Origin of the sequence: Halomonas sp. DP4Y7-1 (genome assembly GCF_019800705.1) — a bacterium.
Lineage (GTDB): Bacteria > Pseudomonadota > Gammaproteobacteria > Pseudomonadales > Halomonadaceae > Halomonas > Halomonas litopenaei_A.
This window is the reverse complement of record NZ_JAHVKS010000010.1, coordinates 162,887-186,445: the sequence shown is the minus strand read 5'-3', so window position 1 is coordinate 186,445 and position 23,559 is coordinate 162,887. Positions and strand designations below refer to the sequence as shown.

Genomic DNA, 23,559 nt, shown 5'->3' with positions numbered 1-23,559 from the left:
CGCCATGATCCGGCCCTGCCCGAGCGTCAGCCGCTGCCCCGGGTCGACCTGCGTCAACGCCAGATCCCGCTGGGGCCGGTGGCGGTATTCGGCGCCTCCAACTTCCCGCTGGCCTTCTCGGTAGCCGGTGGTGATACCGCCTCGGCCCTGGCCGCTGGCTGCCCGGTCATCGTCAAGGCCCACTCGGCCCACCCCGGCACCTCCGAGCTGGTCGGTCGCGCGGTGCAAAAGGCGGTGGCCCGCTGCGAGCTGCCCGAAGGCGTGTTCTCGCTGCTCTATGGCTCCGGTCGTGAAGTGGGTCAGGGCCTGGTCAGCGATCCGCGGATCAAGGCCGTGGGCTTCACCGGTTCCCGCAGTGGCGGTACCGCGCTGATGCAGACCGCCCAGGCACGCCCCGAGCCGATTCCCGTCTACGCCGAGATGAGCTCGATCAATCCGGTGTTCCTGCTGCCCGAGGCCCTCAAGGCCCGTGGCCGGGAGCTGGGTGAGGCCTTTATCGGTTCACTGACCATGGGCGCCGGCCAGTTCTGCACCAATCCGGGCCTGGTCATTGCGGTCAAGGGTGAGGCGCTGGACGGCTTCGTCGAGGCCGCCGCCGAGACGATCCGGTCGGCCTCCGCCCAGACCATGCTGACCCCCGGCATTCATGATGCCTACACCCAGGGCGTGAAGACCTTGGCGGATAGCCAGAGTGCCCGGGAAGTGGCGCGCGGCCCAGCAGGCGACGGTCCCAACCAGTGCCAGGCAGGGCTGTTCGTGGCCGACGCCCAGGACTTCCTCAAGGATGACGCCCTGCAGGCGGAAGTGTTTGGCTCCACCTCCCTGGTGGTGCAGTGTGCCGACCTCGATGAGGTCAAGGCCCTGGCCGAGGGTCTGGAAGGCCAGCTGACCGCCACCCTGCAGATGGACGATGGCGACGTCGACGCCGCCCGTGGTCTGCTGCCGATCCTCGAGCGCCGTGCCGGCCGAGTGATGGCCAACGGCTGGCCGACCGGTGTCGAGGTATGTCACGCCATGGTTCACGGTGGCCCCTACCCGGCGACCTCGGACTCGCGTACCACCTCTGTAGGCAGCGCGGCCATTCACCGCTTCCTGCGTCCGGTGTGCTACCAGAACTTGCCCGACAGCCTGCTGCCTGACGCGCTGAAAGACGGCAATCCGCTCAAGCTCAGTCGTCTGGTGGATGGCAAGCGCGAGGCGTGAGACTTGCCGCCAGTCATCTAGCAGGAAGGTAGATGATTCGGCAATACGTCGTACTGCAAGGACCGGCATATTACGCCGGTCCTTGTTTCTCCCTTAATACCAGGTTGTGCTTTCCCTTTACCGGGCTCGCCGGTCCCTGTTCGTGAACGCTATCGTCTGAATGACGAACATCAGGCGGCGACATCCGCTATCGATCAAGCTGAAGCTTCCCCCTTACATCCGCCATGTCAGCGGTGCCTTTTCCTGCCCTTTATACCGAATTTCCGCAAAGTATTGACGTTGGAATGATGCGCTCAGGTCATCCTGTCAGCCTTGGTGTCTCTTTGCCTATTGTGCTGAAATTGCGCACTGACATCGTCCGATGCCCCGGTTCCCAAGCCTTGGCCAAGCAGGCGGCTGTCTTGCGTCTGCGTCCGGTCTATCCGGTCAGCTCTTGCACCAGCTCCTTCAACGCTTGTGGCCAAGGCTCATTCTTGCGCGTGAGGATGCCGTAGTAGCCAAGCGGCTCACCGATGGTCAGCGGCAGTACCGCAAAGCGACCCTGAGAAAAGGCGGTCTTGACCACCGAACTCGGCAACACCGACAGGGTGTCCGATGACGCCACCAGCTGCAGCGACGCCTGGGTTGAGGTGGTTTCGATGACGTTGCGCGGTGACGCGACACCCGCCTCGGCCAGTGCCGCTTCAAACAGGCCGCGCATGGGACTGGCCATGGGATGCAATACCCAGGGCCAACGCACCAGCTCGGCAAGCTCTGGCACCCCTTGGCACAGCGGATGCTCCGGACGCGCCACCACCGATACCGGTTCTTCCTTCAGCGGCAGAAAATCGAACAGGTGGCGCTGGGAGGGGTCGGTATATCGGCCAATGACCGCATCCAGCAACTTGTACTCCAGGTCCACCAACAGCCTGTCGCTTGAGTTTTCCATCAACGAGATCGCCAGACGCGGTCGCTGGCGCTTCAAGGCGGCCATGGCGTGGGGCAGCATCACCGGTGCTGCTCCGGGTACTGAGCCCAGCGCCAACCGCCCATGCCCGCCCTCGCGCAAGGAAGACAGCTCTTCTACCAGCCGATCGGTATCGTTCAATAGCCTTCTGGCATAGCGCAGCACTGTCTCACCGGCGGCAGTCGGCTCCATCCGCCCTGGTTCACGCTCGAACAGCGGCAGACCGAGAAAGCCCTCGATGTCCTTGAGCATCTTGCTGGCGGCCGGCTGACTGATATTTAGCTGTCTGGCAGCGGCATGCATGTTACGACTTTCGTCCAAAGCAACCAGCAACATCATATGTTTTACCCGCAGCCACGTCTTGACGTGAACGCCGCTATCATGGGCCATTGCGTGCCTCCGATGGGGTCGGTATTCACGCATGATAACCTGTGGTTATCGGCACGACAAAAACTTCCATTGGCCGGTCTTTTTTCTGTCTGATTAGACTCTCCCTACGCCACTACATATCACGACAGATTTTTCTGACAGGTCTCTCTCTTCATCGTTTTCACAGCGCTTAATGGATGCGATATCGAGCCCTGCCTTTCAACAACATCAATGACAAGGCCGCCAGCATGACCACCATCACCCGCGTGGACGCCCGCGACATTCGCTTCCCCACATCCCGCCAGCTCGATGGCTCCGATGCCATGAACGAGGCCCCGGACTACTCCGCCACCTATGTCATCCTGCACACCGACCAGGAGACCGAAGGCCATGGCCTGAGCTTTACCATCGGCCGCGGTAACGACCTCTGTGTCGCTGCGGTAAAGGCGCTGGCGCCGACCCTGGTCGGGCGTCGGCTGGAAGACATCACCGCGAACATGGGCACCTTCTGGCGAGAACTGACCAGCGGCGATAGCCAGCTGCGCTGGCTGGGTCCGGAAAAGGGGGTGATGCACCTGGCCAGCGCTGCCCTGGTCAATGCGCTGTGGGACCTGTGGGCCAAGCACGAAGGCAAGCCGATCTGGAAGCTGCTGGTCGACATGCAGCCGGAAGAGCTGGTGCGCTGCCTCGACTTCCGCTTTGTCACGGATGCCATCACCCCGGAAGAAGCGATTGCCCTGCTCCGCCGCAATGCCGCCACCAAGGCGGATCGCGAAGCCGAGATGCGCGCCGACGGTTATCCCGGCTACACCACATCCGCTGGCTGGCTGGGCTACTCAGAAGAAAAGATGCGCAGGCTCTGCCGCGAGGCCCTGGCCGAGGGCTGGGAGCACTTCAAGCAGAAGGTCGGCGGGGACATCGAGGAGGATCGTCGCCGGGCCGCCATTCTGCGCGAAGAGATTGGCGAAGAGCGCACGCTGATGATGGACGCCAATCAGATGTGGGATGTGGACGAAACCATCGTCAACATGCGCCGTCTGGCCGAATTCAATCCGCACTGGATCGAAGAGCCGACCAGTCCAGACGATATCCTCGGCCACGCCGAGATCCGTCGACGTCTCGGTGGCGGCGTGTTCGGTCCCTCCCAGGGCAAGCAGCCGGGCGCCATCGGCGTTGCCACCGGCGAACACTGCCACAACCGGGTGATGTTCAAGCAGCTGCTCCAGGCAGGTGCCATCGATTACTGCCAGCTGGACGCCGCACGTCTGGGCGGCCTCAACGAAGTGATCATCGTGGTGCTGCTGGCGGCCAAGTACGGCGTGCCGATCTGCCCCCACGGCGGCGGTGTCGGCCTGTGCGAATACACCCAGCATATTTCGCTGTTCGACTACATTGCGGTCTCTGGCTCCCTCGAAGGTCGCCTGCTCGAATACGTCGACCACCTGCACGAACACTTCATCGATCCGGTGCGCATTCGCCACGGCCGCTACCTGGTACCCGAGGCGCCCGGCTACAGCATCACCATGAAGGCGGAATCTCTCGACGCCCACCAATTCCCCGAAGGCGCGGCCTGGCAAGACGCCTGAATCGCGCCCACCCCGGCCCATCCGACCCTGTCGGATGGGCCAGCATGCCACTCACCACCGCCTCTGAAAGGAGAGCACCATGACAACAACCACAATGCCCCAAGGCCCCTTCGCTCTTAGCCGACTCAAGCTGGCGATCTCAACCCTGACCGTCGCGTCGCTGGCCGCGGGCTTCGCCGCCACCAGCCAGGCGGCGACGGAAATGCCGCCGATTCCCGAGGTCTCCGGCAGCACTGTCGAGGGCGACGGCGACGACTACACCCTCAAGTTCAGCATCGGCACCACCCAGTCCGGTGCGCAGTATCGCGGACTCGAGTACTTCGAAGACATCGTCGAGGCCCGCAGTGACGGCCACATCCAGGTCGAGCTGTTCCACAGCGCCCAGCTGGGTGACGACCTGCAGGCTGTCAGCGCCCTGCAGTCAGGCACGCTGGAAATGACCGCCCCGTCGACCTCTCCCCTGGTCAACATGTTCCCGCAGTTCGCGGTGTTCGACCTGCCGTTCCTGTTCCCGACCCCGGAAGTGGCGGATGAGGTGCTCGACGGCGAGATCGGCGACAGCATGCTCGAGGTGGCCAGCACCAACGGACTGAAGGCCATCGGCTGGGCCGAGAACGGCTATCGCCAGCTGACCAACAGCCAGACGGCGGTAGACTCGCCTGACGATCTGGATGGCCTCAAGGTCCGCACCATGCAGAATCCGATCCACCTGGATATCTGGAAGACTCTGGGCGCGAACCCCACACCGATGTCCTTCGCCGAGCTGTTTACTGCACTGGAGCAGGGCGTGGTCGACGGCCAGGAGAACCCCTGGATCACGATCCAGTCGTCCAAGTTCAACGAAGTGCAGGGCTACGCGACCGAGTCCAACCACGTCTATACGCCGTTCATCACGCTGGTGTCGGAGCGCTTCTGGAACAAGCTTCCAGAGAGCTACCAGCAGCTGCTGGTCGAAGCCGCTGGCGAGATGGGTGACTACCAGCGCCATGTCAGCCGCACCCTGAACGGGCAGATCAAGCAGGAATTGATCGATGAGGGCATGACCATCACCGAGTTGACGCCGGAACAGGTGGCCACCTTCCAGGACACCCTGGCCCCGGTCTATGACGACTGGCGCGACAAGATTGGCGGCGAGCTGATCGACGATATCCGCGCCGTGTCCCAGTAAGTCGGCACGACACTGGATGCGGACCCACGAACGTCCATGACAGGGCTTGGCGCCACAGCACCGTGCTGTGGCGCCAAGCCCTGCCGCCGCCCGCGGCGGCGGTGCTGTTGTCACCACGGAGGTGACCCATGACCACCCTATCTTCCACGACCACTCCGGGCATTCTGGGATGGCTCATCACGACGCTGCGTGTGGCCGTTGGCCTGCTGGTCCTCGGCGTCGTGTTCTGTGTGACCGCCAACGTGTTCGGTCGCTTCGTGCTCAACACCTCCTACGCCTGGGCGGAGGAGATGTCGCGCGTCATGTTCATCTGGCTGGTGCTGCTCGGTGCCGGTCTCGGCAGCCTCGAGAAAGAGCACGTGGCCGTCACCTACTTCAAGGACCTCGCCCCGGCGGGACTGCGTCGCCTGCTTGGATTTGCCGCAGTCGCGGTGATCTACCTGGTCTGTGCCTGCATCCTGATTGGCTTCAAGGAGCTGATTTCGGGCTACACCAGTTCGACCCCGATGCTCGGCATTCCCAAGACCTGGCTGTACAGCGCCATGCCGGTCATGGCTGGCCTGACCCTGATCGCCAATACCCTCGCCCTGGTGGCCCTGTGCAGGAGATCTGAACCATGATCCTCTGGAGCATCCTGATCGGTCTCGCGATCTGCATCGTCATCGGCATGCCGATTTCGTTTGGTCTTGGGGCCATCAGCCTGTTTATCTTCTTCTATTCGGACTACTCGCTGTCCCCCATCGTCGACCAGGCGGTCAATGGTCTCGACTCGTTCCCGCTGCTCGCCATTCCGCTGTTCATCCTGGTGGGCGAAGTCATGAGTGAAGGCGGCATTGCCACGCGCCTGGTACGTCTGGCCAGCGCCCTGGTGGGCTTCGTGGCAGGCGGGCTTGGACAGGTCGCGGTCATGACCTCGATGTTCTTCGGCGGCATCAGTGGTTCTGCCGTGGCGGATGCCTCGGCCGTAGGCAGCATGATGATCGAGCCGATGAAGCAACACCGCTACACCGCTTCCATGGCGACCGCCATCGTGGTGGCGGCGTCGGTGGTCGGTATCATCATTCCTCCGTCGATTCCGATGATCCTGTTCGGGGTCGTGACCAATACCTCGATCTCGCAGCTGTTCCTGGCAGGTATCGTGCCAGGCATCTTGATCACCCTGGCACTGGCAGGAACCACCTACGTGCAGTCGCGCAAGAACGGCAAAGGACAGGCGTTTTCCTTTCCGGAGCTTGCCAGCGCGCTCAAGGACGCGATGTTGGCACTGCTGCTGCCGGTCATCATCGTCGGCGGGATTCTGACCGGCGTCTTCACACCGACCGAGAGCGCGGCTATTGCGCTGGTCTACGCCTTCGCGGTGTCGTTCTTTGTCTATCGCAGCCTGACCCTCAAGCGCTTCTTCGAGCTGTGCATTGCCACCGGCCGCCTCACCGGCGTGGTCATGCTGCTGCTGGCCTTTGCCAGCGTGCTGGCGTGGCTGCTGACCGCCAACATGATCCCGCAGCAACTGGTGGTCAGCCTGTCCGCGATCACCGAGAACAAGCTGCTGCTGCTGTTGATCCTGTCCGGTTTCCTGCTGATCGTCGGCTTCTTCATGGACCTGACTCCCGCCATGGTGATCCTGGCCCCCTTGATGACCCCCGTGGTCGTGAAGCTGGGTATCGATCCGGTGTACTTCGGCGTGCTGATGTCCTTCATCCTGGGCATCGGGTTGATCACGCCTCCGGTGGGAACCGTGCTCTACGTCGGCTGTGGCGTTGGCAAGGTGGGCATGGAAAGCCTGGTCAAGAGCCTGCTGCCCTTCTACTTCACCCTGGTGGCGCTGCTGGTGCTCTTCCTGCTCTTCCCTGGACTGGTGCTGTGGTTCAAGTGAGCCAGCGTGAACAACCCAGGGCGCCCGGAAAACCGGCGCCCTGGCCCCCTTTAGCGATGCGACCGAGCGCCTGTCTCGTCAAGACACTGGAGGGCGACGATCCATCGCCCACTAAGCGGAGTTGGCCCATATGAGCCCCCACGATCCTCTTTTGCAATTCCTCGTACAGACCCTCGGCAACAAGGGGGTACTGACCGAGACGAGCGACATGGAGCGCTACCTGGTCGACTGGGCCGGAGCACGCGGTGGCCTGCCATTGGCCGTCGCCCGGCCCGACACACCCCAGCAGGTGGCGGACGTGCTTGGCTACTGCCATCGTCACGATATTCCGGTGGTGCCTCAGGGCGGTGGCAGCGGCCTGGTGGAAGGTGCGCTGCCGGACAGCCATGTGCCTGAGCTGGTGATCAGCCTCGAGCGCCTCAATCGCGTGCGCTCGATCGACCCCCTCAACTTCAGTATGAGCGTCGATGCAGGCTGCATTCTGCAGACCGTAAAGGAAGCCGCTGAAGCACAGGATCTGACCTTCCCGCTGTCACTGGGCGCCCAGGGCAGCTGCCAGATCGGTGGCAATATCGCGACCAACGCCGGCGGTCTCAACGTATTGCGCTATGGCATGATGCGCCAGCTGGTGCTCGGCATCGAGGTGGCACTGCCCGACGGTCGCCTGCTCACCGACATGAAGGCCTTGCACAAGAACAACACCGGCTACGACCTGAAGCAGCTGTTCATCGGCGCCGAAGGGACCCTTGGCATTGTCACCGGAGCGGTGCTCAAGCTCTATCCTCGTCCCCAGGTCACCCGCACGGCCCTGATCGGCTGTCCCAGCGTCGAAGCCGTGCTCGGGCTCTACGCCCAGGCACGCCGCCACTGCTGCGATCTATTGACGGCGTTCGAACTGATTCCCCGCGCCTGCCTGGAGCTGGCCTTCGAAGCCGATGCAACGTTACCCGACCCGTTGGACGGTGCCCATCCGGTATATGTGCTGATGGAGGTGGCCGCCAGTGGGTCAACAGATCTGGATGCGATGATCGAAGCGCTGTTCGAACGTGGTATGGAAGACGGCCTGCTCGACGATGGCGTGCTGGCCTCCAGCGAGACCCAGGCCGCCCAGCTGTGGCAGCTGCGCGAGGCCATGCTCGAGGGCCAGCAGCGCCGCGGTGAACACCTGCGCACGGATGTTTCCCTGCCCATTTCCCAGCTACCAGCGTTTCATGCTCAGGCGGAGGCAGCGGTGCTCGAGTCGTCACCGGAGTCCCAGGTCATTGCCTATGGCCACGTCGGCGACGGCAACCTGCACTTCAACATCCTGCCTCCCGGCCACCTGGACGATGACGCCAAGCGCAGCCTGCTGCACGAGCTGGAGGAACAGATCTTCTCCATTGTCGGCGAGTACAACGGCAGCATCAGCGCCGAGCATGGGATCGGCCGCGTCAAGCAGCCTCCCTTCCTCGAGAGCCTGTCCGCCCCGGAACACGACATCATGCGCGGCCTCAAGCGACTTCTCGATCCACGTGGCCTGATGTGCCCTGGACGCATCCTGCCGCGTACCCAGGGTTGAGCCAGGGCTAAGCGATAGGTAAGCGATAGGTGAGAAATAGTTCAGACATAGTTAAGAGCTAGTTAAGAGCTAGTTAAGCCAAAAGTGGTCAGGGCCGAGACACGCCCTGCCCCATGTGACACTCGAGCGGCTGACGCGACATATAGCAACGCGAACTGACAAACGAACCAAAGGATGCCCCTATGAATAGCCTGCCTTCTGCCCACGACGTGCTGCCGCAAGACGCCGAGCGCGCCCTGCTGGTCGGCCGAGTCTGGCGTGATGATCAGCGCGGCCCTGTCGTCGTGGCGGTGCGCAATGGTGAGGTGATCGACCTGTCCGCCACTGTCAACGTGATGGCTGACCTGCTGGAGCGAGATGACGCTGCACATATCGTAGCCAACGCCGAGGGCGAGTCCCTGGGGGCTCTGGACCGCCTACTCGACAACGCTGGCTCCTCCAGCGCTCCTTACCTGCTCGCCCCCTGCGACGTCCAGGCTATCAAGGCCTGCGGCGTGACCTTCGCGGTCAGCCTGCTTGAGCGAGTGATCGAAGAGCAGGCCGGCGGCGACGCCGCCCGTGCCGGTGAGCTTCGAGAAGAACTCAAGCGCGTCATCGGCGGCGACCTGTCAAAGATCCGTCCTGGCTCGGACGAGGCCATGGCGCTCAAGGCAGAGCTGCAGTCCCGAGGCGCCTGGTCGCAATACATGGAGGTCGGCATCGGCCCCGATGCCGAGGTCTTTACCAAGGCTCAACCGCTGTCCGCCGTTGGCCACGGTGCTGCCGTCGGCCTGCACCCGTCGTCACACTGGAACAACCCGGAACCGGAAATCGTGCTGGCAGTCGACGCCCGCGGCAACGCCCGCGGCGCTACGCTGGGCAACGACGTCAATCTGCGCGACATCGAGGGACGCAGCGCGCTGTTGCTGGGCAAGGCCAAGGACAACAACGCGTCTTGCGCCATCGGCCCCTTCATCCGCCTGTTTGACGAACACTTTTCCATGGATGACGTGCGCTCGGCGATGGTCAGTCTGCGTATCGAGGGGGACGATGATTTCCTGCTGGAAGACGCCAGCGACATGCGCGAGATCAGTCGCGACCCGCTGGATCTGGTACGTCAGACCATTGGCGACCACCACCAGTACCCGGATGGCTTCATGCTATTCCTTGGCACCATGTTTTCGCCCATCCAGGATCGCGATGGTCCCGGCCAGGGCTTTACCCATCATCTGGGTGATCGTGTCACCATCTCGACGCCACGCCTCGGCGCCCTGACCAACGAGGTCCAACGCTCCGATCAGTTGCCCCCCTGGACCTATGGCATCCGCGCCTGGCTGAAGCATCAGCGCCGCGGCTAGCCCTTGATATGGCGCTTCGGTTGGCTCTTCGGGTCCACAGACAGCGCCGCGGCTAGCCCTTGATATGGCGCTTCGGTTGGCTCTTCGGGTCCACAGACAGCGCCTCCCACTCCCTTTTGCCTCGTCTCGCGACGGGGCTTTTTTCGTTATAGCGGTGCCTACACCGCGTCTCCCCATCGGCTGCTAACTCTGAGCTGAACCGCGCGGATACTACAGAAATCTCGCATGCAGTATGCGAGTTCCAGCACCACCCGTAGCTGCCCTTTCGAGCTTGACGTATACCTTCCACGACACCGGGCGCCCGCGGCCGCCATCACTGCACCCCTTGGCGACATACACCAAGCAACATAACCAAACAACATAGCCGAGCGACATAGCCAAGCAGCGTAAGCCGCCCGCGCTCCTAAAAGAGCGACCGGAAACGTCTGATCAGAAACGCCTGTCCCGAAACGACTAACCGGAAACGCCTAACCGAAAGTCACTGGCTGGCCATCACTGGCCGGCAATTACTGACAAAGGAACCGGACTGAATCCAAAAGGCCAGCCAAGAGCCTTATGACCGACCGACTACCGTGCACAGCCCACAAGCGAGGCGACATCAGGCCTACAAGGCCGTCCCCTGCGCAAGGGCGATCAAGGAGGAACTACCATGCTCAACCTGCTGCGCTACTCAGCCGCCATAGCTGCAGGCCTGATGGCTACCAGCGCACTGGCCGACACCTACTTCGAGATCAAGGACGGGGAGTTGACCCGGCCTACCGGCTTCCGCGAGTGGGTGTTCGTGGGGACCCCGCTGACCCCCAATGACATGAACAATGGCAAGGCCCCTTTCCCGGAATTCCATGCTGTCTACCTTGACCCGGAAAGCTGGGAGCATTGGAAGGAGACTGGCGAGTTTCGCGATGGCGCGATCATGGTCAAGGAGCTGATCAGCGTCGGCAGCAAGCAGGCTGCCAGTGGCAACGGCTACTTCATGGGTGAGTACATCGGCCTCGAGGCCACCATCAAGAGCAGCGAGCACTTCCCGGACGAGCCAGGCAACTGGGCCTACTACAGTTTCTCGACGCCGGATCACTCAAGCCTCAAGGAGACTGCGGCCCCCTTTCCCACCGCCGCCTGTAACGCCTGCCATGCGGCAGCGGCGGCAGACGACTTCGTCTTCACCCAGTACTACCCCGTGCTGACAGCGGGCAAGGGTGCTGGTGTAGACGCAGGCGGCGGCACGCAGTCCCAACTGGGCACCACCCCATAGCCTGACTGACAAATTCCACCTTAGCGCCTGACGCTTACCGGTTCCCTGCCCTTCTGGCGGCCACCTACGGCCGCCTCTTTTTTACATCAAAGACCCTTCTTTACTGAGGCCTGCTGCTTGTTTCTGACGGCGCCGGTCACCGCGCTTTGCTGCGACCATGGCCACGGCGCCAGAGCGATACTTATTCACCCGCCCTCTCACCCCAGTTCTTTGCCCAGCCCTTTCAAGCTCAGCTCTTTCAAACCCAGCCCTTTCAAACCCAGCCCTTTCACCCTCGACTCAGTCCGCCCCAGCCCCTTGAAGCGAAGCCTCGCATGGGTGGTTGCCGCCGTATCGCGATGATCAGGCTCGACCAAAGTCGACCCGTTCAAGCAATTGCAATCTCTCGTCGCTGCGCCATACTGCATCTACCATCATGCTAGCATCCTGTCATACCACCAAGACTAACGTCGAACAAAAGGGCTCGCCCTGGCGAATCCCAGCGTCGCGGCCACCATAAGCAAGTTGCGATGCCCTGTTAGGTGCTGCATGACGACACCGCCGAGCCATAGCTGAGGCATACCTGAGGCATACCTGAGGCACAGCCGAGCCGTGACTGAGGAATGGCCGAGCAATGACCGAGCTGCGAGACAGCAGAACAGCACAGGCACGGGCCGGCGGGAGAAGTGAAGAAAAGGACTGAGGTTGCCTCTGAACTCTCGCCGCGGGCGCGGCAGATCAGCAGGTCCGGCGACCAGACTAAGCCAGCCGACACGCTGGGTAAGCAGGTCGCTGTCGCCGAGCAACGAGGTCCACAACGGTCCACAACGATTCACAACAACGATGACCCGGATTACAGGAGTTGCCATGCGCCTGTCAGGAAAGACCGCCTTAATCACCGCCGCAGGTCAGGGCATTGGACGCGCCACCGTCGAACGTTTCTTGGCCGAGGGCGCCGAGGTCCACGCCACCGATATCGACGTGAGCAAGCTGGAGGATCTCGCCGGCACGCCCCGTCTTCACTGCCATCACCTGGACGTGACCCAGCCAAGTGCCATAGACGACCTCAAGCACTCACTGCCAGGCCTGGATATTCTGTTCAACTGCGCGGGCTACGTGCACAGCGGTAGTCTGCTCGAATGCTCGGAAGACGCCTTCGAGCGCTCCATGGCGATCAACGTTACTGCCATGTACCACACCCTTCGCGCCTTTCTTCCCGGTATGCTGGACGCGGGCGGCGGCAGCATCATCAACATGGCGTCGGTTGCCAGCAGCCTCAAGGGGGTGCCGGGACGCTTCGCCTATGGCACCAGCAAGGCTGCCGTGATCGGCCTGACACGCTCGGTGGCGGCGGACTACGTCACCCATGGTATTCGCTGCAACGCCATTTGCCCGGGGACCGTCGAATCACCTTCCCTGAGCGAACGTATTCGCGCTCAAGCCGACGCGCTGGGCCAGGACGAAGCTCAGGTACGCCAAGCCTTTCTCGATCGTCAGCCCATGGGCAGACTGGGCAAGACGGACGAAATCGCGGCACTGGCCGTCTACCTGGGCTCAGACGAATCGGCCTATACCACCGGCACCTGTCAGATCATCGACGGAGGCTGGCTAGCCTGACGCCAGTCGACCATGAGGTCTCGGCGCCTCACTTCGCCGCCCTAACATCGACGCCCTGTCATTGACCCCACAACGCACAAGGACAACCCATGAAACTGTTGAGATTCGGCAACCCAGGACAAGAAGCGCCAGGCATCCTTGATCAAGCCGGCCGCATTCGCGATCTGTCAGGCGTGCTCGACGATCTTTCCGGCGCAGCACTGGGTCGTGAAAGCCTGGAGAAAATCGCCCGCCTGGATCTTGAGCAACTTCCCCTGGTGCCTGCCGATACTCGCATCGGCCCCTGCGTCGGCAACGTCGGCAAGTTTATCTGTATCGGCCTGAATTACGCCGATCACGCCGCAGAGAGCGGCGCTGAGGTACCGCCGGAACCGGTCATCTTCAACAAGTGGACCAGCGCTATTTGCGGCCCCGATGACGATGTCATGATTCCCCGCGACTCCAGCAAGACGGACTGGGAAGTTGAGCTCGGTGTCGTCATCGGCAAGGCCGGTCGCTATATCGACGAAACGGAGGCACTTGAGCATGTTGCCGGCTACTGCGTCGTCAATGACGTGTCGGAGCGGGAGTTTCAGCTCGAGCGCAGCGGCACCTGGGACAAGGGCAAGGGCTGCGACACCTTCGGCCCTCTGGGCCCCTGGCTGGTCACCAAGGATGAAGTCGCTGACCCCCAGGATCTCAACCTCTGGCTTGAGGTCGACGGCAAGCGCTATCAGGACGGCAGCACCAAGACCATGGTGTATCAGGTCGCCTTCCTGGTCAGTTATCTAAGCCGTTTCATGAGCCTGCAGCCGGGCGATGTCATCTCCACCGGCACTCCCCCAGGCGTTGGCCTTGGCCAGAACCCGCCGGTCTTCCTGCGCCCGGGCCAGACAATGCGCCTGGGTATCGAAGGGCTGGGCGAGCAGACCCAGAAGGTCATCGCGGACCCGCTGGCATGACCACCCCCGCTGCCCAGATGGATGTCGCCGTCTGTGTCGAGCCCGGTCACCTGCGACTGGAACAGCGCCCCCTTCCCCGGCCGAACGCCGGGGAAGCGCTGGTGCGCATTCAGCGTATCGGCGTCTGCGGGACCGATATCCATGCCTTCTCCGGTCGTCAGCCCTATTTCTCTTACCCTAGGGTTCTGGGACATGAGCTCGCTGGCACCGTTGAAGCCCTGGCCGATGACGTGCCGGGGGCCTTGCGCGCGCAGCTGCTGGGGCAGCAGGTCTACGTGATTCCCTATCTTCACTGTGGCCAGTGCCGCGCATGCCAGCGCGGCACCACCAACTGCTGCCAGCAGATGCAGGTCGTCGGGGTCCATCAGGACGGTGGTATGGCCGAGTGGCTCACGGTCCCCGTCGGCCATCTTGTTGCTTGCCAGGCGCTGACGCTGGATGAGCTGGCGCTGGTGGAATGCCAGGCCATCGGCGCCCACGCGGTGCGTCGCGCCGCCGTCACCGAGCGCGACCTGGTGGCCGTTGTCGGCACCGGTCCCATCGGTATCGGCGTGGCCCAGGTCGCTCGTGCCCAGGGCGCGCGGGTGGTGGTACTGGATAGCAATGCCGAGCGACTGGCGTTCTGCCGCGAGGCGCTTGGCTTCCATGACACCCTGCTGGTGGGACAGGACGACCCGGCGCAGCAGCTTGTACAGCTTAACCAAGGTGCCCTGGCCGACGTCGTGTTCGATGCCACCGGCAATCCCGCTGCCATGGAGGCGGGGTTCGAGCTGGTGGGCCACGGCGGACGCTACGTACTGGTCAGTCTGGTGAAGGCCGACATCCGTTTTCACGACCCCGACTTCCACGCCAAGGAAGTGACCCTGCTGGCCAGCCGCAATGCCACCGGTGAAGACTTCGCCAAGGTGATTGACCTGCTGGCCACTGGCCAGCTCAAGGTCTCCCCGATGATTACCCACCGCGCCGAGCTATGCGACCTGCCGGCCACCATGGCGCAGTGGTGCGACAGCAGCAATGGGGTGATCAAGGCGATGATCAGCGTGCCCGACAGGACAGCGGATCAGTCCTAGGACGCGACAGGCCAGGACACCTATGAGCCAGCTAAAGGCAGACGCGCTATCGCTGCTCTTTCTGGTGCCTGGCCATACCCAGCTTCTCAACACATAACGACAGTATTGACCGTGACGATGAGGACATCCCTATCATGACCACGCAAGCCAGCCACCGCGCCTCGACCGCGACCATCGCCACCGACCTGCCGCAGGAAAGCCTGCGCGTGCACCCCGACGACAACGTCCGCGTGGCCTTGCGTGATCTTGTTGTGGGGCAGCAAATCGAAGATGAAGCGGGTTCGCTGACCCTGGTCGAGGCGATCCGCCGCAAGCACAAGTTTGCCCTGGTGGACCTCGCCGAGGGCGACATCGTCACCATGTACGGTGTGACCGTGGGAAAAGCCACCCGAGCCATCGCCAAGGGTAGTGCGATTCGTACCGACAACCTTGAACACTTTACCCATTCGGACACGCCCGTCAGCCGTCGTCAGAGCTGGCAGGGACCGGATGTCTCGCGTTTCGACGGCACCACCTTCGATGGCTACCATCGCCCGGATGGCAACGTCGGCACGGCCAACCTGTGGCTCGTCGTGCCTCTGGTATTCTGCGAAAACCGCAACATTGAGGTGCTGCGCCAATGCGTTGCCGACGCCCTTGGTGACGATCCTTTCCGTGACTACAAACAGCTGGCGCGCACCATGCTGCACGGCGACACGTCCGCCAGCCTCTCGGCTCCGCTGACGTCTCCCTTCCCCAACGTCGACGGGGTGCGCTTCTTCACCCATACCTTGGGCTGTGGCGGCACTGACGACGACGCCCAGGCATTGTGCAATCTGCTCGCCGGGTACATCACCCATCCCAATGTGGCAGGCGCTACCGTGTTGAGCCTGGGCTGCCAGAAGGCTCAGATCGCCATGCTCAAGCAGGCGGTCGCCACCAAGGATCCCGACGGCCTGCGGCCGGTGCACTATCTCGAGCAGCAGGCCAGTGACAGCGAAGATGCGCTGATCGAGCGCGCGCTGGGCACTATCTTTGACGGCCTCAAAGAGGCCAACCAGGTGACCCGTCAGCCGGCTCCCCTTTCCAAGCTGCGCATTGGCGTCGAATGCGGCGGGTCCGATGGTTTCTCCGGCCTGTCTGCCAACCCGGTGGTCGGGGGCACCATCGATCGCCTGGTCACCCTCGGGGGTAGCGGGATTCTCAGCGAATTTCCCGAACTGTGTGGCGTGGAGCATGAGCTGCTGGCCCGCTGTGTCGATGATGCCACCGCCGAACGTTTCTCGAGCCTGATGCAGGCCTATCAGCGACACGCCGAAGCCGTCGGCGCGAGCTTTTCCATGAACCCCTCACCGGGAAATATTCGCGATGGCTTGATCACCGATGCGATGAAGTCTGCAGGGGCCGCCAAGAAGGGCGGGGACAGCCCGGTGGTGGAAGTGCTCGACTACACCGAGACCGCCACTCGGGCGGGGCTTGCCCTGCTCTGCTCCCCTGGCAATGATGTCGAGTCCACCACCGCCCTGGCGGGCTCCCACGCCAACCTGATCATCTTTACCACCGGGCTGGGCACGCCGACCGGCAACCCGGTCGCCCCTACCTTGAAGGTCGCCAGCAACTCGGAGCTGGCACAGCGCATGTCCGATATCATCGATTTCGACACTGGCGCTGTCATCCGCGGGGAGGCGTCCATCGACGAGCTGGCCGATGCGCTGCTGGAACTGTGCATCGAGACCGCCTCCGGGCGCTACACCACCCGTGCGGTAGGCCTCGCCCAACATGACTTCATCCCCTGGAAGCGGGGTGTCTCACTGTGACGCTAGTGCCGACAGAGACATCTGCGGCATTGCCTCCGGCGACGCTGATGCAGTTCGGCGTGGGACGTTTCCTGCTCGCCCATGTCGATCTGTTCGCCAGTCAGGCCCGCTCAGCCGGCGGTGACGTCGAGATCATCGCCGTACAGACCTCCGATCGCCCTACCGGTCGCGGCAAGGCCCGCGCCCTCGCCCAGGCAGCAAGCTATCCGGTTCAGCTGCGCGGACGACGCCACGGCGAGCTGATCGACACACGGCTCGCTGTCGACAGCATCACCCGCTCGCTGGTGGCCGCGGAGGACTGGGCGGAAGTACACCGGTCCTTCTGCAACGACGTCACCCATGTGGTGTCCAACACCAGCGAATCGGGTTATCTCGTCGCCACCGGAGACAGCCCGCTGGCGCCATGCCCGGTCAGCTTTCCTGCCAAGCTGACCCAGTTGCTCAAGGCACGCTTCGACGCTGATCGCCACGGGGTCACGCTGCTCCCCTGTGAACTGCTGACCGACAATGCCGGTGTGCTCAGAGACGTGGTGCTGGGCCTGGCCCGGGACAGCTATCAGGATGCCGCCTTCGAGCAATGGCTCACCGCTGAGTGCATCTGGGTGCCTACCTTGGTGGATCGTATCGTGTCCGCCGAGCTTGAGCCGGTGGGCGCCGTGGCTGAGCCCTATGGCCTGTGGGCGATTCAGCAGGTGGACGGGCTGACACTTCCCTTTCGGCATGACGATGTGCTGCTGGTGGAGGACCTGGGCCCCTATGAACGTCGCAAGCTTCATCTGCTGAACCTGGCCCACACCTGGCTGGTGGCGCGAGCGCGGCAGCTGGGTGTGATGGAGCAGCTGCCGCTGGTGCGCCAGGCCATGGAGGATCCGCGACTCGGCGGTGAACTCATTGCGCTGCTGAGAGAGGAAGTCGTGCCGGTGCTCGATCATGAGTACCCGGGGATGGCACTCGACGAGTACGTCGACAGCATCATCGAGCGCTTCTGCAACCCCTGGCTGGACCACCAGCTGGTCGATATTGCCCAGAATCATGAACAGAAGCTGGAGCGTAGACTGGCGCCTGTGCTTGCCATGGCAAGACGCCAAGGCAGAGCGCTGCCTCGCCTCGCTGCAGCCCTTGCGCCACACAAGAGAGACACGAGAGCGACCCCGCCATCAGCGCAATAGGCTGACAGCAGATACGACGCAGGCCCAGAGGCTTATGCCCCTGGGCCTGCACGTCTGGCGACCAGCGCCCACCATACCGACCACCAATGCGAGTCAGTCTGCGTCCTGTCGAGAACCCAGCCGTTGCTTCATCTGCATGTAGGTTCCGTAATGGCGGTCCAGATGACGTCGCATCGCTGACTCGGCAGCCTCGGGGTCACGGGCAGCAATCGCCTCCACAATCTCGGTATGCGCCTCCAGTGCCGCCAGATCTTCTCCGGGTTGTTGCAGCGCCTGGGCCCGACGATCGTCCAGCCATTCAGACAGGGCCTGATGGATGGCATCGTAGATGGGGTTGTGACCGATGCGCGCCAGCACCCCATGAAAGTCGTTGTCGGCGCGTTTGACCGCGGCCTCGTCACCGATGACGGAGCGCTGCGTCTCCAGCGCATCCCTCAGGGCCTGAACCTCTTCATCGGTGGCATGCTGCGCCGCCTGGCGAGCCAGCGCCACTTCGAACAAGGCCCGCGCCTCCTGGAAGTACTGCTGCCCCTCGGGCTTGGCCAACAGCTGTCGAGTGACCCCCGACAGGCGCGCCATCACCGCCTCGGCGGTAGGTCGAATCACCCTGGCTCTGGTGCCACTATTAATGGCGATCAGCCCAAGCTGCTGCAGGTAGAACAAGGCCTCCCTCACCGCAGGGCGGCCAACACCGAACTGCTCCATCAACTCACGCTCTGAGGGCAGCTGATCATTCTCCCCCAACCTGCCTTCCAGAATCTCGGCCTCAAGTTGTTCGGCCACCTGCTCGGACAGCGTCTTGCGCTCCACCCGAAATCTGCTCATCGACGCGTCTCTCCCTCAATCACGCCCCCGAGACATGCGGGGCATGGCGCACATGGTACTGCAACAGGGTGGCCCTGTGGGACTTCCCGCGTCAGCCAGGGCCGCGATGCCCTTGTGCTTCGCTGCTTGTCTGCGGCCCATTGACATCGTTGGCGCGACGAGTGACTTGCTCTTTAGCCCTCGGTGAGGGGCTCAACGCGGTATTGCTCGGCGATGCGGCGATAGGCATCCCGCTGAGCATGATCCAATGGAATCCCCTCGGCACGCCGCTCGCGACGGGTCTGCCACTCTCGGTCTCCTGGCGCCAATACCTTCGCTTCTGCGCTTGACGCCATACCGCGTAAATCCCTGAGGTAGTCACCCATGCGCTGCGCAAACTCCCCTTGCCCTGCAAAGGCGTCTGGATGCATCACCAGAAAGAAGTGGCCGACACCTCTCGGTGTGTGCATGTCGGGACCGCCCATGGGCAATAGATGGAAGCCGTGGACCATATTGGACAGCGTCGAGCTAAGCACCTCGACCATGCCCGCCAGCCCCGCCCCCTTGAAGCCGAAGCTGCCCCCACCTAATGGCAGCAGCGCTTCCACCCGCTTGGCATCGGTGGTAGTGGTGCCGTTGCCATCCGCGGCAATGTCGGGCGGCAGCGGCCGATCGATGGCGGCATACTGCTGCACCCTGTTCCAGGGCACCGCGCTGGTGGCCATGTCCAGCAGATAGGGGTCGTCGTTCTCCACCGGTGCGGCAAAGGCGATGGGGTTGGTGCCGTGGAAAGGGGCCTGACTACCATGCAGCAGAACAAACGGATCGGAATTGCAGAACGCCATGCCGATCAGCCCCTGTTCCGCCGCAGCAAGGGCATAGCATCCCGCCGCACCGAAGTGAGAAGAATGACCGACCGCTACCGCACCCATTCCGGCCTGCCTTGCCATGGCGGCAGCGTGCTCCATCGCCCGGTAACCGGCCAGGTGGCCCAGGCCATTGTCTGCGTCCAGCACTCCTGTGGCGGCGAGGCGCTGTTCAAAGCGCATCTCCGGACTGCCATTGATGCGCCCTCCCTGCAACGCCTGCAGGTAGTGTGGCAACAGCCGCAGACCGTGACTGTCGGTGCCCATCAGTGACGCCGTGACGAGGGCTCGGCTCACCGCCTGCTGCGACGCGGTATCGGCCCCCGCCGCCGCCAGCGCCTGCTGGATAAAGCGACTCAGGTCGTCGTGGCCCACCCTGCAGGCCAAGTATTGGCTGTGACTCATGTCGAGATCCTTGCGTGTCCTTGCGTGTGGTGAAATCCGTCCGGCATGGCGGGGAGCCCTTCACTCACCCGCCACGCCCCGACGCGATGGGGTAACTCAGCGATAGACCAGCGTCGGCAACCATAGGGAGATCGCCGGAATGAAGGTAACCAGCAGCAGAGCCACGACCAGCGGCACCAGAAACGGCAGGGTCCCCCGCATGCATTTCTCGAAGGAGATATTCGATACCCGGGACAGCACGTACAGCACCATCCCCACCGGCGGCGTCAGCAGCCCGATCATCAGGTTAAGCACCATGATGACGCCGAAGTGCACCGGATCGACGCCCGAGGCCACCGCCACCGGCAGCAGTACCGGCACCAGGATGGTGATGGCGGCGATAGTTTCCATGAAGCATCCCACCACGATCAGCACCAGGTTGATGATCAGCAAGACCGCGATCGGATTGTCCTGGAACGGGCCAAGCAGCCCCATCACGTGCTGGGTGACCTGGTTGCTGGTCAGTATCCAGGCAAAGATCGAGGCGCCGGCGACGATGAACAGGATCACCGCCGTGGTCTCGATGGTCTCGAAGCTGACCTTCAGCAGCCGTCGCCAGGTCAAGGTCCGGTAGACCAGCCCGCCAAGAATCAAGGCATACACCACCGCGGCGATGGCCGCCTCCGTGGGCGTGAACGCCCCGGTCACAATGCCGCCCACGATGATGACCGGGGTCAGCAGCGACAGCAGCGCCCTGGAAAAGGTCTGGCCCAGCACCGACACCGAAAAGCGCGCGTCACGCTGATAGCCACGACGACGGGACAACCAGGTAATCATCAGCATCAAGGTGAGCCCCATCAGCAGGCCCGGCACCAACCCTGCCGCGAACAGCTGGCCCACGGATACCGACGCCATCACACCATAGATGACCATCGGCAGGCTGGGCGGAATAATCGGGCCGATGGTGGATGACGCAGCGGTGATACCGACCGCGAACTCCTGGTCGTATCCCGCGTCACGCATGGCCTTGATCTCGATGGTACCCAGCCCCCCGGCATCTGCCACGGCGGCGCCGGACATGCCAGAGAACACGATGCTTGCGCCCACGTTGACGTGCCCCAGGCCACCGCGCATCCAGCCCATCAAGGCCTTGGCGAAGTCGAAGATGCGTGTGGTGATGCCGCCGTTGTTCATCAGGTTGCCGGCCAGGATAAAGAAGGGAATCGCCAGCAACGGAAAGCTGTCGATACCGTTGATCATCCGGTGCACCACGACCACATCGGGCACCCGCCCGGTGAGCAGGACGTACATGAGGCACGAGCCAGCCAGACTGATCGCGATAGGCACGCCACAGACCAGCAAGGTGAACAGCGACGCAAACAAGAACGACAGATGGTAGTCAAACAGCGCCAGCCCAACGCACCCAACAACCGCCATCGCCGCCACGATGGGCGGGATGACGGAGCCGCGTCGAGCGCTGATCATAGCTTCAGTCATGTTGTTATTCCTTGTCAGTCGTCTTCACGGCACATCAGTTCGCTCTCGCCCGTCTTCCAGTGGCGAATCGCCAGCTGAATGGAGCGCACCAGCATCAGCACCACGCCGACGAAGACCACGTAGTAAAGCAGGCTCTTGGGCAGGTCTATCGACACCATCATCGAATTGGTGCGTCCCGCCAGCTGCCAGGTAATCCAGGCCAGCATGCCGAGAAAGGCAATCCGCACCAGGTCGACCAGGGTCCACATGGTGCGGGCGACCGGCTCCGACAGATAGCGATAGAAGAACTCCACAGCGATATGCGAGCCCTTGCGCGCCGCCATGGCGCTGCCAAGAAACCCGACGGCGACCAGCAGGTAGCGAGCGATCTCTTCCGTCCAGGCCAGCGAGTTGCCGAGGACATAGCGGCTAAAGAACTGCACAAAGACATCCAGCGCCAGTAACCAGAACACCACCAGGGTCAGGTAATCCTCGAGGCCAACGTCACCCTTGCGAATGGCGTCGTCGTCCTCGGGAACGTCAAATGCGACGGTTGTTTGCTGGCTCGGGCCTTGCCCCGAAGATGGGCCGGCATCGGGTGACGGGCGCGCCGCCCCATCAGGTGCATGATGGATGTCAGCACCTTCATCAGAATGTGTCATCGATAGTCTCCTTCGGGGAGGGCGACCAGCGCCCTCCCCGGCCGTCAATTACTGGCCGATGGCCTGGAGACGGTCGTAGGTTTCCTGATCCCAGGTCGCCACGTCACCGTTATGGGCAGGCAATACCGCCTCACGGAAAGGTTCGGTATCGACCTCGTTGACCGTGACGCCCTGCTCTTCGAACCAGGCAATCAAGTCCTGCTCCTGTTGCAGGATATCCGCGGTGATCTTCTCGCCGGCTTGCTGGTAGACATCGCGGAAGATCGCCCGATCCTCCTCGGACAGCCGATTCCACAGCGGGCCGCCAGCGATAGTGATCAGCGAGTCGGTAATGTGGCCGGTCAGGTTGATGTAGTCCTGCACTTCATAGAATGCCTTGGCCTTGATCGTGGGCAGCGGGTTTTCCTGCGCATCCACCACGCCCTGCTGCAGGGCCAGATAGACTTCGGCGAAGGCAATCGGGGTCGGGTTGGCACCGACCGCCTCGGGGAACATCATGTACATCGGTGCATTGGGCACCCGAATCTTGAGATCCTCCATGTCCGCCGGAGTATCGATGGCCACATTAGAGGTAGTGTGGCGCTTGCCATAGTAGTTCATGGCCAGCGGGACGTTGCCCGTGGCCTCTTCATAGCCCTGGGCGATCTCGGCGAAGAGGTCACTGTCCACATAGGCCTGCCAGTGGTCGACGTCGCGGAACATGTAGGGAGCCCCGGCAATGCCAATCGGACCGTAGGAACGGCCAGCGAATTGATTGCCGGTAAAGATCAGATCGACGGTACCAAGACTTAGCCCCTCATTGATGTCCGCTTCCTTACCCAGAGAAGATGCTGGGTGCACTTCAACGGAATAGCGACCATCGGTTCGCTTCTCGATTTCTTCTCCTGCCCACACCGCCCACTCGTGATAGGGCTCGGACGTTTCGTAGACGTGGGCAAAGGTCAGGGTCTCTGCCTGAGCCGCAGCGGACATACTCAGGCCGACGGCGACCGCCAGGAGGGATCGACGTGCGAGACGGTGTGACGACTGGCGTTGGTTGGAGCGCATCTTGTTATTCTCCCGTGCTCTTGGACGGATGGATGAGGGACCGGTAAACCGCTAGTCAATCTGCCGCCCTGATAGGACGACTGTATACGTGTCATACCAGTCAGGCTGAATCTAGATGTGCATCACATCCTGTGCAAGCGTGTCAGGGACCAACTTTGGTCGACCAGGTACCGCTAGAGTGCTATCGCTACCATGCTACCGATGCCGTCCAGGCGCTGCGTGGCGGGCGTCCCATACGCTTCACCCCGATGACTCGCACGACAACCTCACCCACGATTGATCTCGGTCAACCATCTGAGTCCATTCGGAGAATAGTACGTCGCCGAAGATACCCCTCAATCACCAATAAAGTGTGCACTCTCACCTTTAACGGGGCATCGAGCATGCCTATTTTCACCCTTATCGTCATCACGGCTGATACACTACAGCGGCAAAGTTGATAGAGGTAAGCCAGTT

19 protein-coding genes are annotated in these 23,559 nt (G+C 62.6%); 13 read left to right on the top strand and 6 right to left on the bottom strand.

Annotation, left to right across the window (positions count from 1 at the left end; translation table 11 throughout):
- Nucleotides 1–1,203, top strand: a 1,203-nt coding sequence (locus KUV72_RS17605; RefSeq protein WP_222239237.1) for an aldehyde dehydrogenase (NADP(+)), incomplete at its 5' end; no start/stop codon positions are given.
- A 418-nt stretch (nt 1,204–1,621) separates the two neighbouring features.
- Here KUV72_RS17605 and KUV72_RS17600 read toward each other — a convergent pair.
- Nucleotides 1,622–2,539 (bottom strand): LysR family transcriptional regulator, encoded by a 918-nt coding sequence (locus KUV72_RS17600; protein ID WP_222239236.1) that lies wholly within the window; start codon nt 2,537–2,539, stop codon nt 1,622–1,624.
- A 227-nt stretch (nt 2,540–2,766) separates the two neighbouring features.
- Between KUV72_RS17600 and KUV72_RS17595 the strand changes: the two genes are divergently transcribed.
- The 12 genes from KUV72_RS17595 to KUV72_RS17540 all read left to right on the top strand — a co-directional run bounded on the left by KUV72_RS17595 (nt 2,767) and on the right by KUV72_RS17540 (nt 17,864).
- The gene (locus KUV72_RS17595; RefSeq protein ID WP_206944526.1) at nt 2,767–4,104 is read left to right on the top strand and encodes an L-fuconate dehydratase; all 1,338 of its coding nucleotides are present in this window, start codon (nt 2,767–2,769) and stop codon (nt 4,102–4,104) included.
- 79 nt (nt 4,105–4,183) lie between these two features.
- Nucleotides 4,184–5,272 (top strand): TRAP transporter substrate-binding protein, encoded by a 1,089-nt coding sequence (locus tag KUV72_RS17590; RefSeq protein WP_224907602.1) that lies wholly within the window; start codon nt 4,184–4,186, stop codon nt 5,270–5,272.
- Nucleotides 5,273–5,400: 128 nt separating this feature from the next.
- Nucleotides 5,401–5,892, top strand: a complete 492-nt coding sequence (locus KUV72_RS17585) for a TRAP transporter small permease (RefSeq protein ID WP_206944527.1) — start codon at nt 5,401–5,403, stop codon at nt 5,890–5,892.
- Complete coding sequence (locus tag KUV72_RS17580; protein ID WP_206944529.1) at nt 5,889–7,145, top strand: TRAP transporter large permease; 1,257 nt, start codon at nt 5,889–5,891, stop codon at nt 7,143–7,145. Before KUV72_RS17585 ends, KUV72_RS17580 begins: the two co-directional genes overlap by 4 nt.
- A 130-nt stretch (nt 7,146–7,275) precedes the next feature.
- Complete coding sequence (locus KUV72_RS17575) at nt 7,276–8,703, top strand: FAD-binding oxidoreductase (protein WP_222239235.1); 1,428 nt, start codon at nt 7,276–7,278, stop codon at nt 8,701–8,703.
- 182 nt (nt 8,704–8,885) lie between these two features.
- A complete protein-coding gene (locus KUV72_RS17570; RefSeq protein ID WP_222239234.1) occupies nt 8,886–10,040 on the top strand; it encodes a fumarylacetoacetate hydrolase family protein in 1,155 nt (384 codons plus the stop codon).
- Nucleotides 10,041–10,689: 649 nt separating this feature from the next.
- The gene (locus tag KUV72_RS17565) at nt 10,690–11,292 is read left to right on the top strand and encodes a cytochrome P460 family protein (RefSeq protein WP_222239233.1); all 603 of its coding nucleotides are present in this window, start codon (nt 10,690–10,692) and stop codon (nt 11,290–11,292) included.
- Between the two features lie 846 nt (nt 11,293–12,138).
- Nucleotides 12,139–12,888 carry an SDR family oxidoreductase gene (locus KUV72_RS17560; protein WP_222239232.1) on the top strand — a complete coding sequence of 250 codons (750 nt, stop codon included), beginning with the start codon at nt 12,139–12,141 and terminating at the stop codon, nt 12,886–12,888.
- Nucleotides 12,889–12,977: 89 nt separating this feature from the next.
- Complete coding sequence (locus tag KUV72_RS17555; protein ID WP_222239231.1) at nt 12,978–13,829, top strand: fumarylacetoacetate hydrolase family protein; 852 nt, start codon at nt 12,978–12,980, stop codon at nt 13,827–13,829.
- Nucleotides 13,826–14,899, top strand: a complete 1,074-nt coding sequence (locus KUV72_RS17550; protein ID WP_261317550.1) for a zinc-binding alcohol dehydrogenase family protein — start codon at nt 13,826–13,828, stop codon at nt 14,897–14,899. The genes KUV72_RS17555 and KUV72_RS17550 overlap by 4 nt, the downstream gene beginning before the upstream one ends.
- A gap of 134 nt (nt 14,900–15,033) precedes the next feature.
- The gene (locus tag KUV72_RS17545; RefSeq protein ID WP_222239230.1) at nt 15,034–16,695 is read left to right on the top strand and encodes a UxaA family hydrolase; all 1,662 of its coding nucleotides are present in this window, start codon (nt 15,034–15,036) and stop codon (nt 16,693–16,695) included.
- Nucleotides 16,692–17,864, top strand: a complete 1,173-nt coding sequence (locus tag KUV72_RS17540; RefSeq protein WP_315857931.1) for a mannitol dehydrogenase — start codon at nt 16,692–16,694, stop codon at nt 17,862–17,864. Before KUV72_RS17545 ends, KUV72_RS17540 begins: the two co-directional genes overlap by 4 nt.
- A gap of 93 nt (nt 17,865–17,957) precedes the next feature.
- On the opposite strand, the gene nanR is transcribed toward KUV72_RS17540, so the two are convergent.
- The 5 genes from nanR to KUV72_RS17515 form a co-directional block, all read right to left on the bottom strand.
- The gene (nanR, locus tag KUV72_RS17535; RefSeq protein WP_206944544.1) at nt 17,958–18,689 is read right to left on the bottom strand and encodes a transcriptional regulator NanR; all 732 of its coding nucleotides are present in this window, start codon (nt 18,687–18,689) and stop codon (nt 17,958–17,960) included.
- Nucleotides 18,690–18,862: 173 nt separating this feature from the next.
- The gene (locus KUV72_RS17530; protein ID WP_222239229.1) at nt 18,863–19,939 is read right to left on the bottom strand and encodes an Ldh family oxidoreductase; all 1,077 of its coding nucleotides are present in this window, start codon (nt 19,937–19,939) and stop codon (nt 18,863–18,865) included.
- A 96-nt stretch (nt 19,940–20,035) separates the two neighbouring features.
- Nucleotides 20,036–21,415, bottom strand: a complete 1,380-nt coding sequence (locus KUV72_RS17525) for a TRAP transporter large permease (protein WP_261317549.1) — start codon at nt 21,413–21,415, stop codon at nt 20,036–20,038.
- 14 nt (nt 21,416–21,429) lie between these two features.
- Entirely contained in the window at nt 21,430–22,056 is a 627-nt protein-coding gene (locus tag KUV72_RS17520; RefSeq protein ID WP_206944549.1) for a TRAP transporter small permease, read from the bottom strand.
- A 48-nt stretch (nt 22,057–22,104) separates the two neighbouring features.
- On the bottom strand, nt 22,105–23,103 hold the full coding sequence (locus tag KUV72_RS17515) for a sialic acid TRAP transporter substrate-binding protein SiaP (protein ID WP_206944551.1): 999 nt from the start codon (nt 23,101–23,103) through the stop codon (nt 22,105–22,107).
- Between the last annotated feature and the right edge of the window lie 456 nt (nt 23,104–23,559).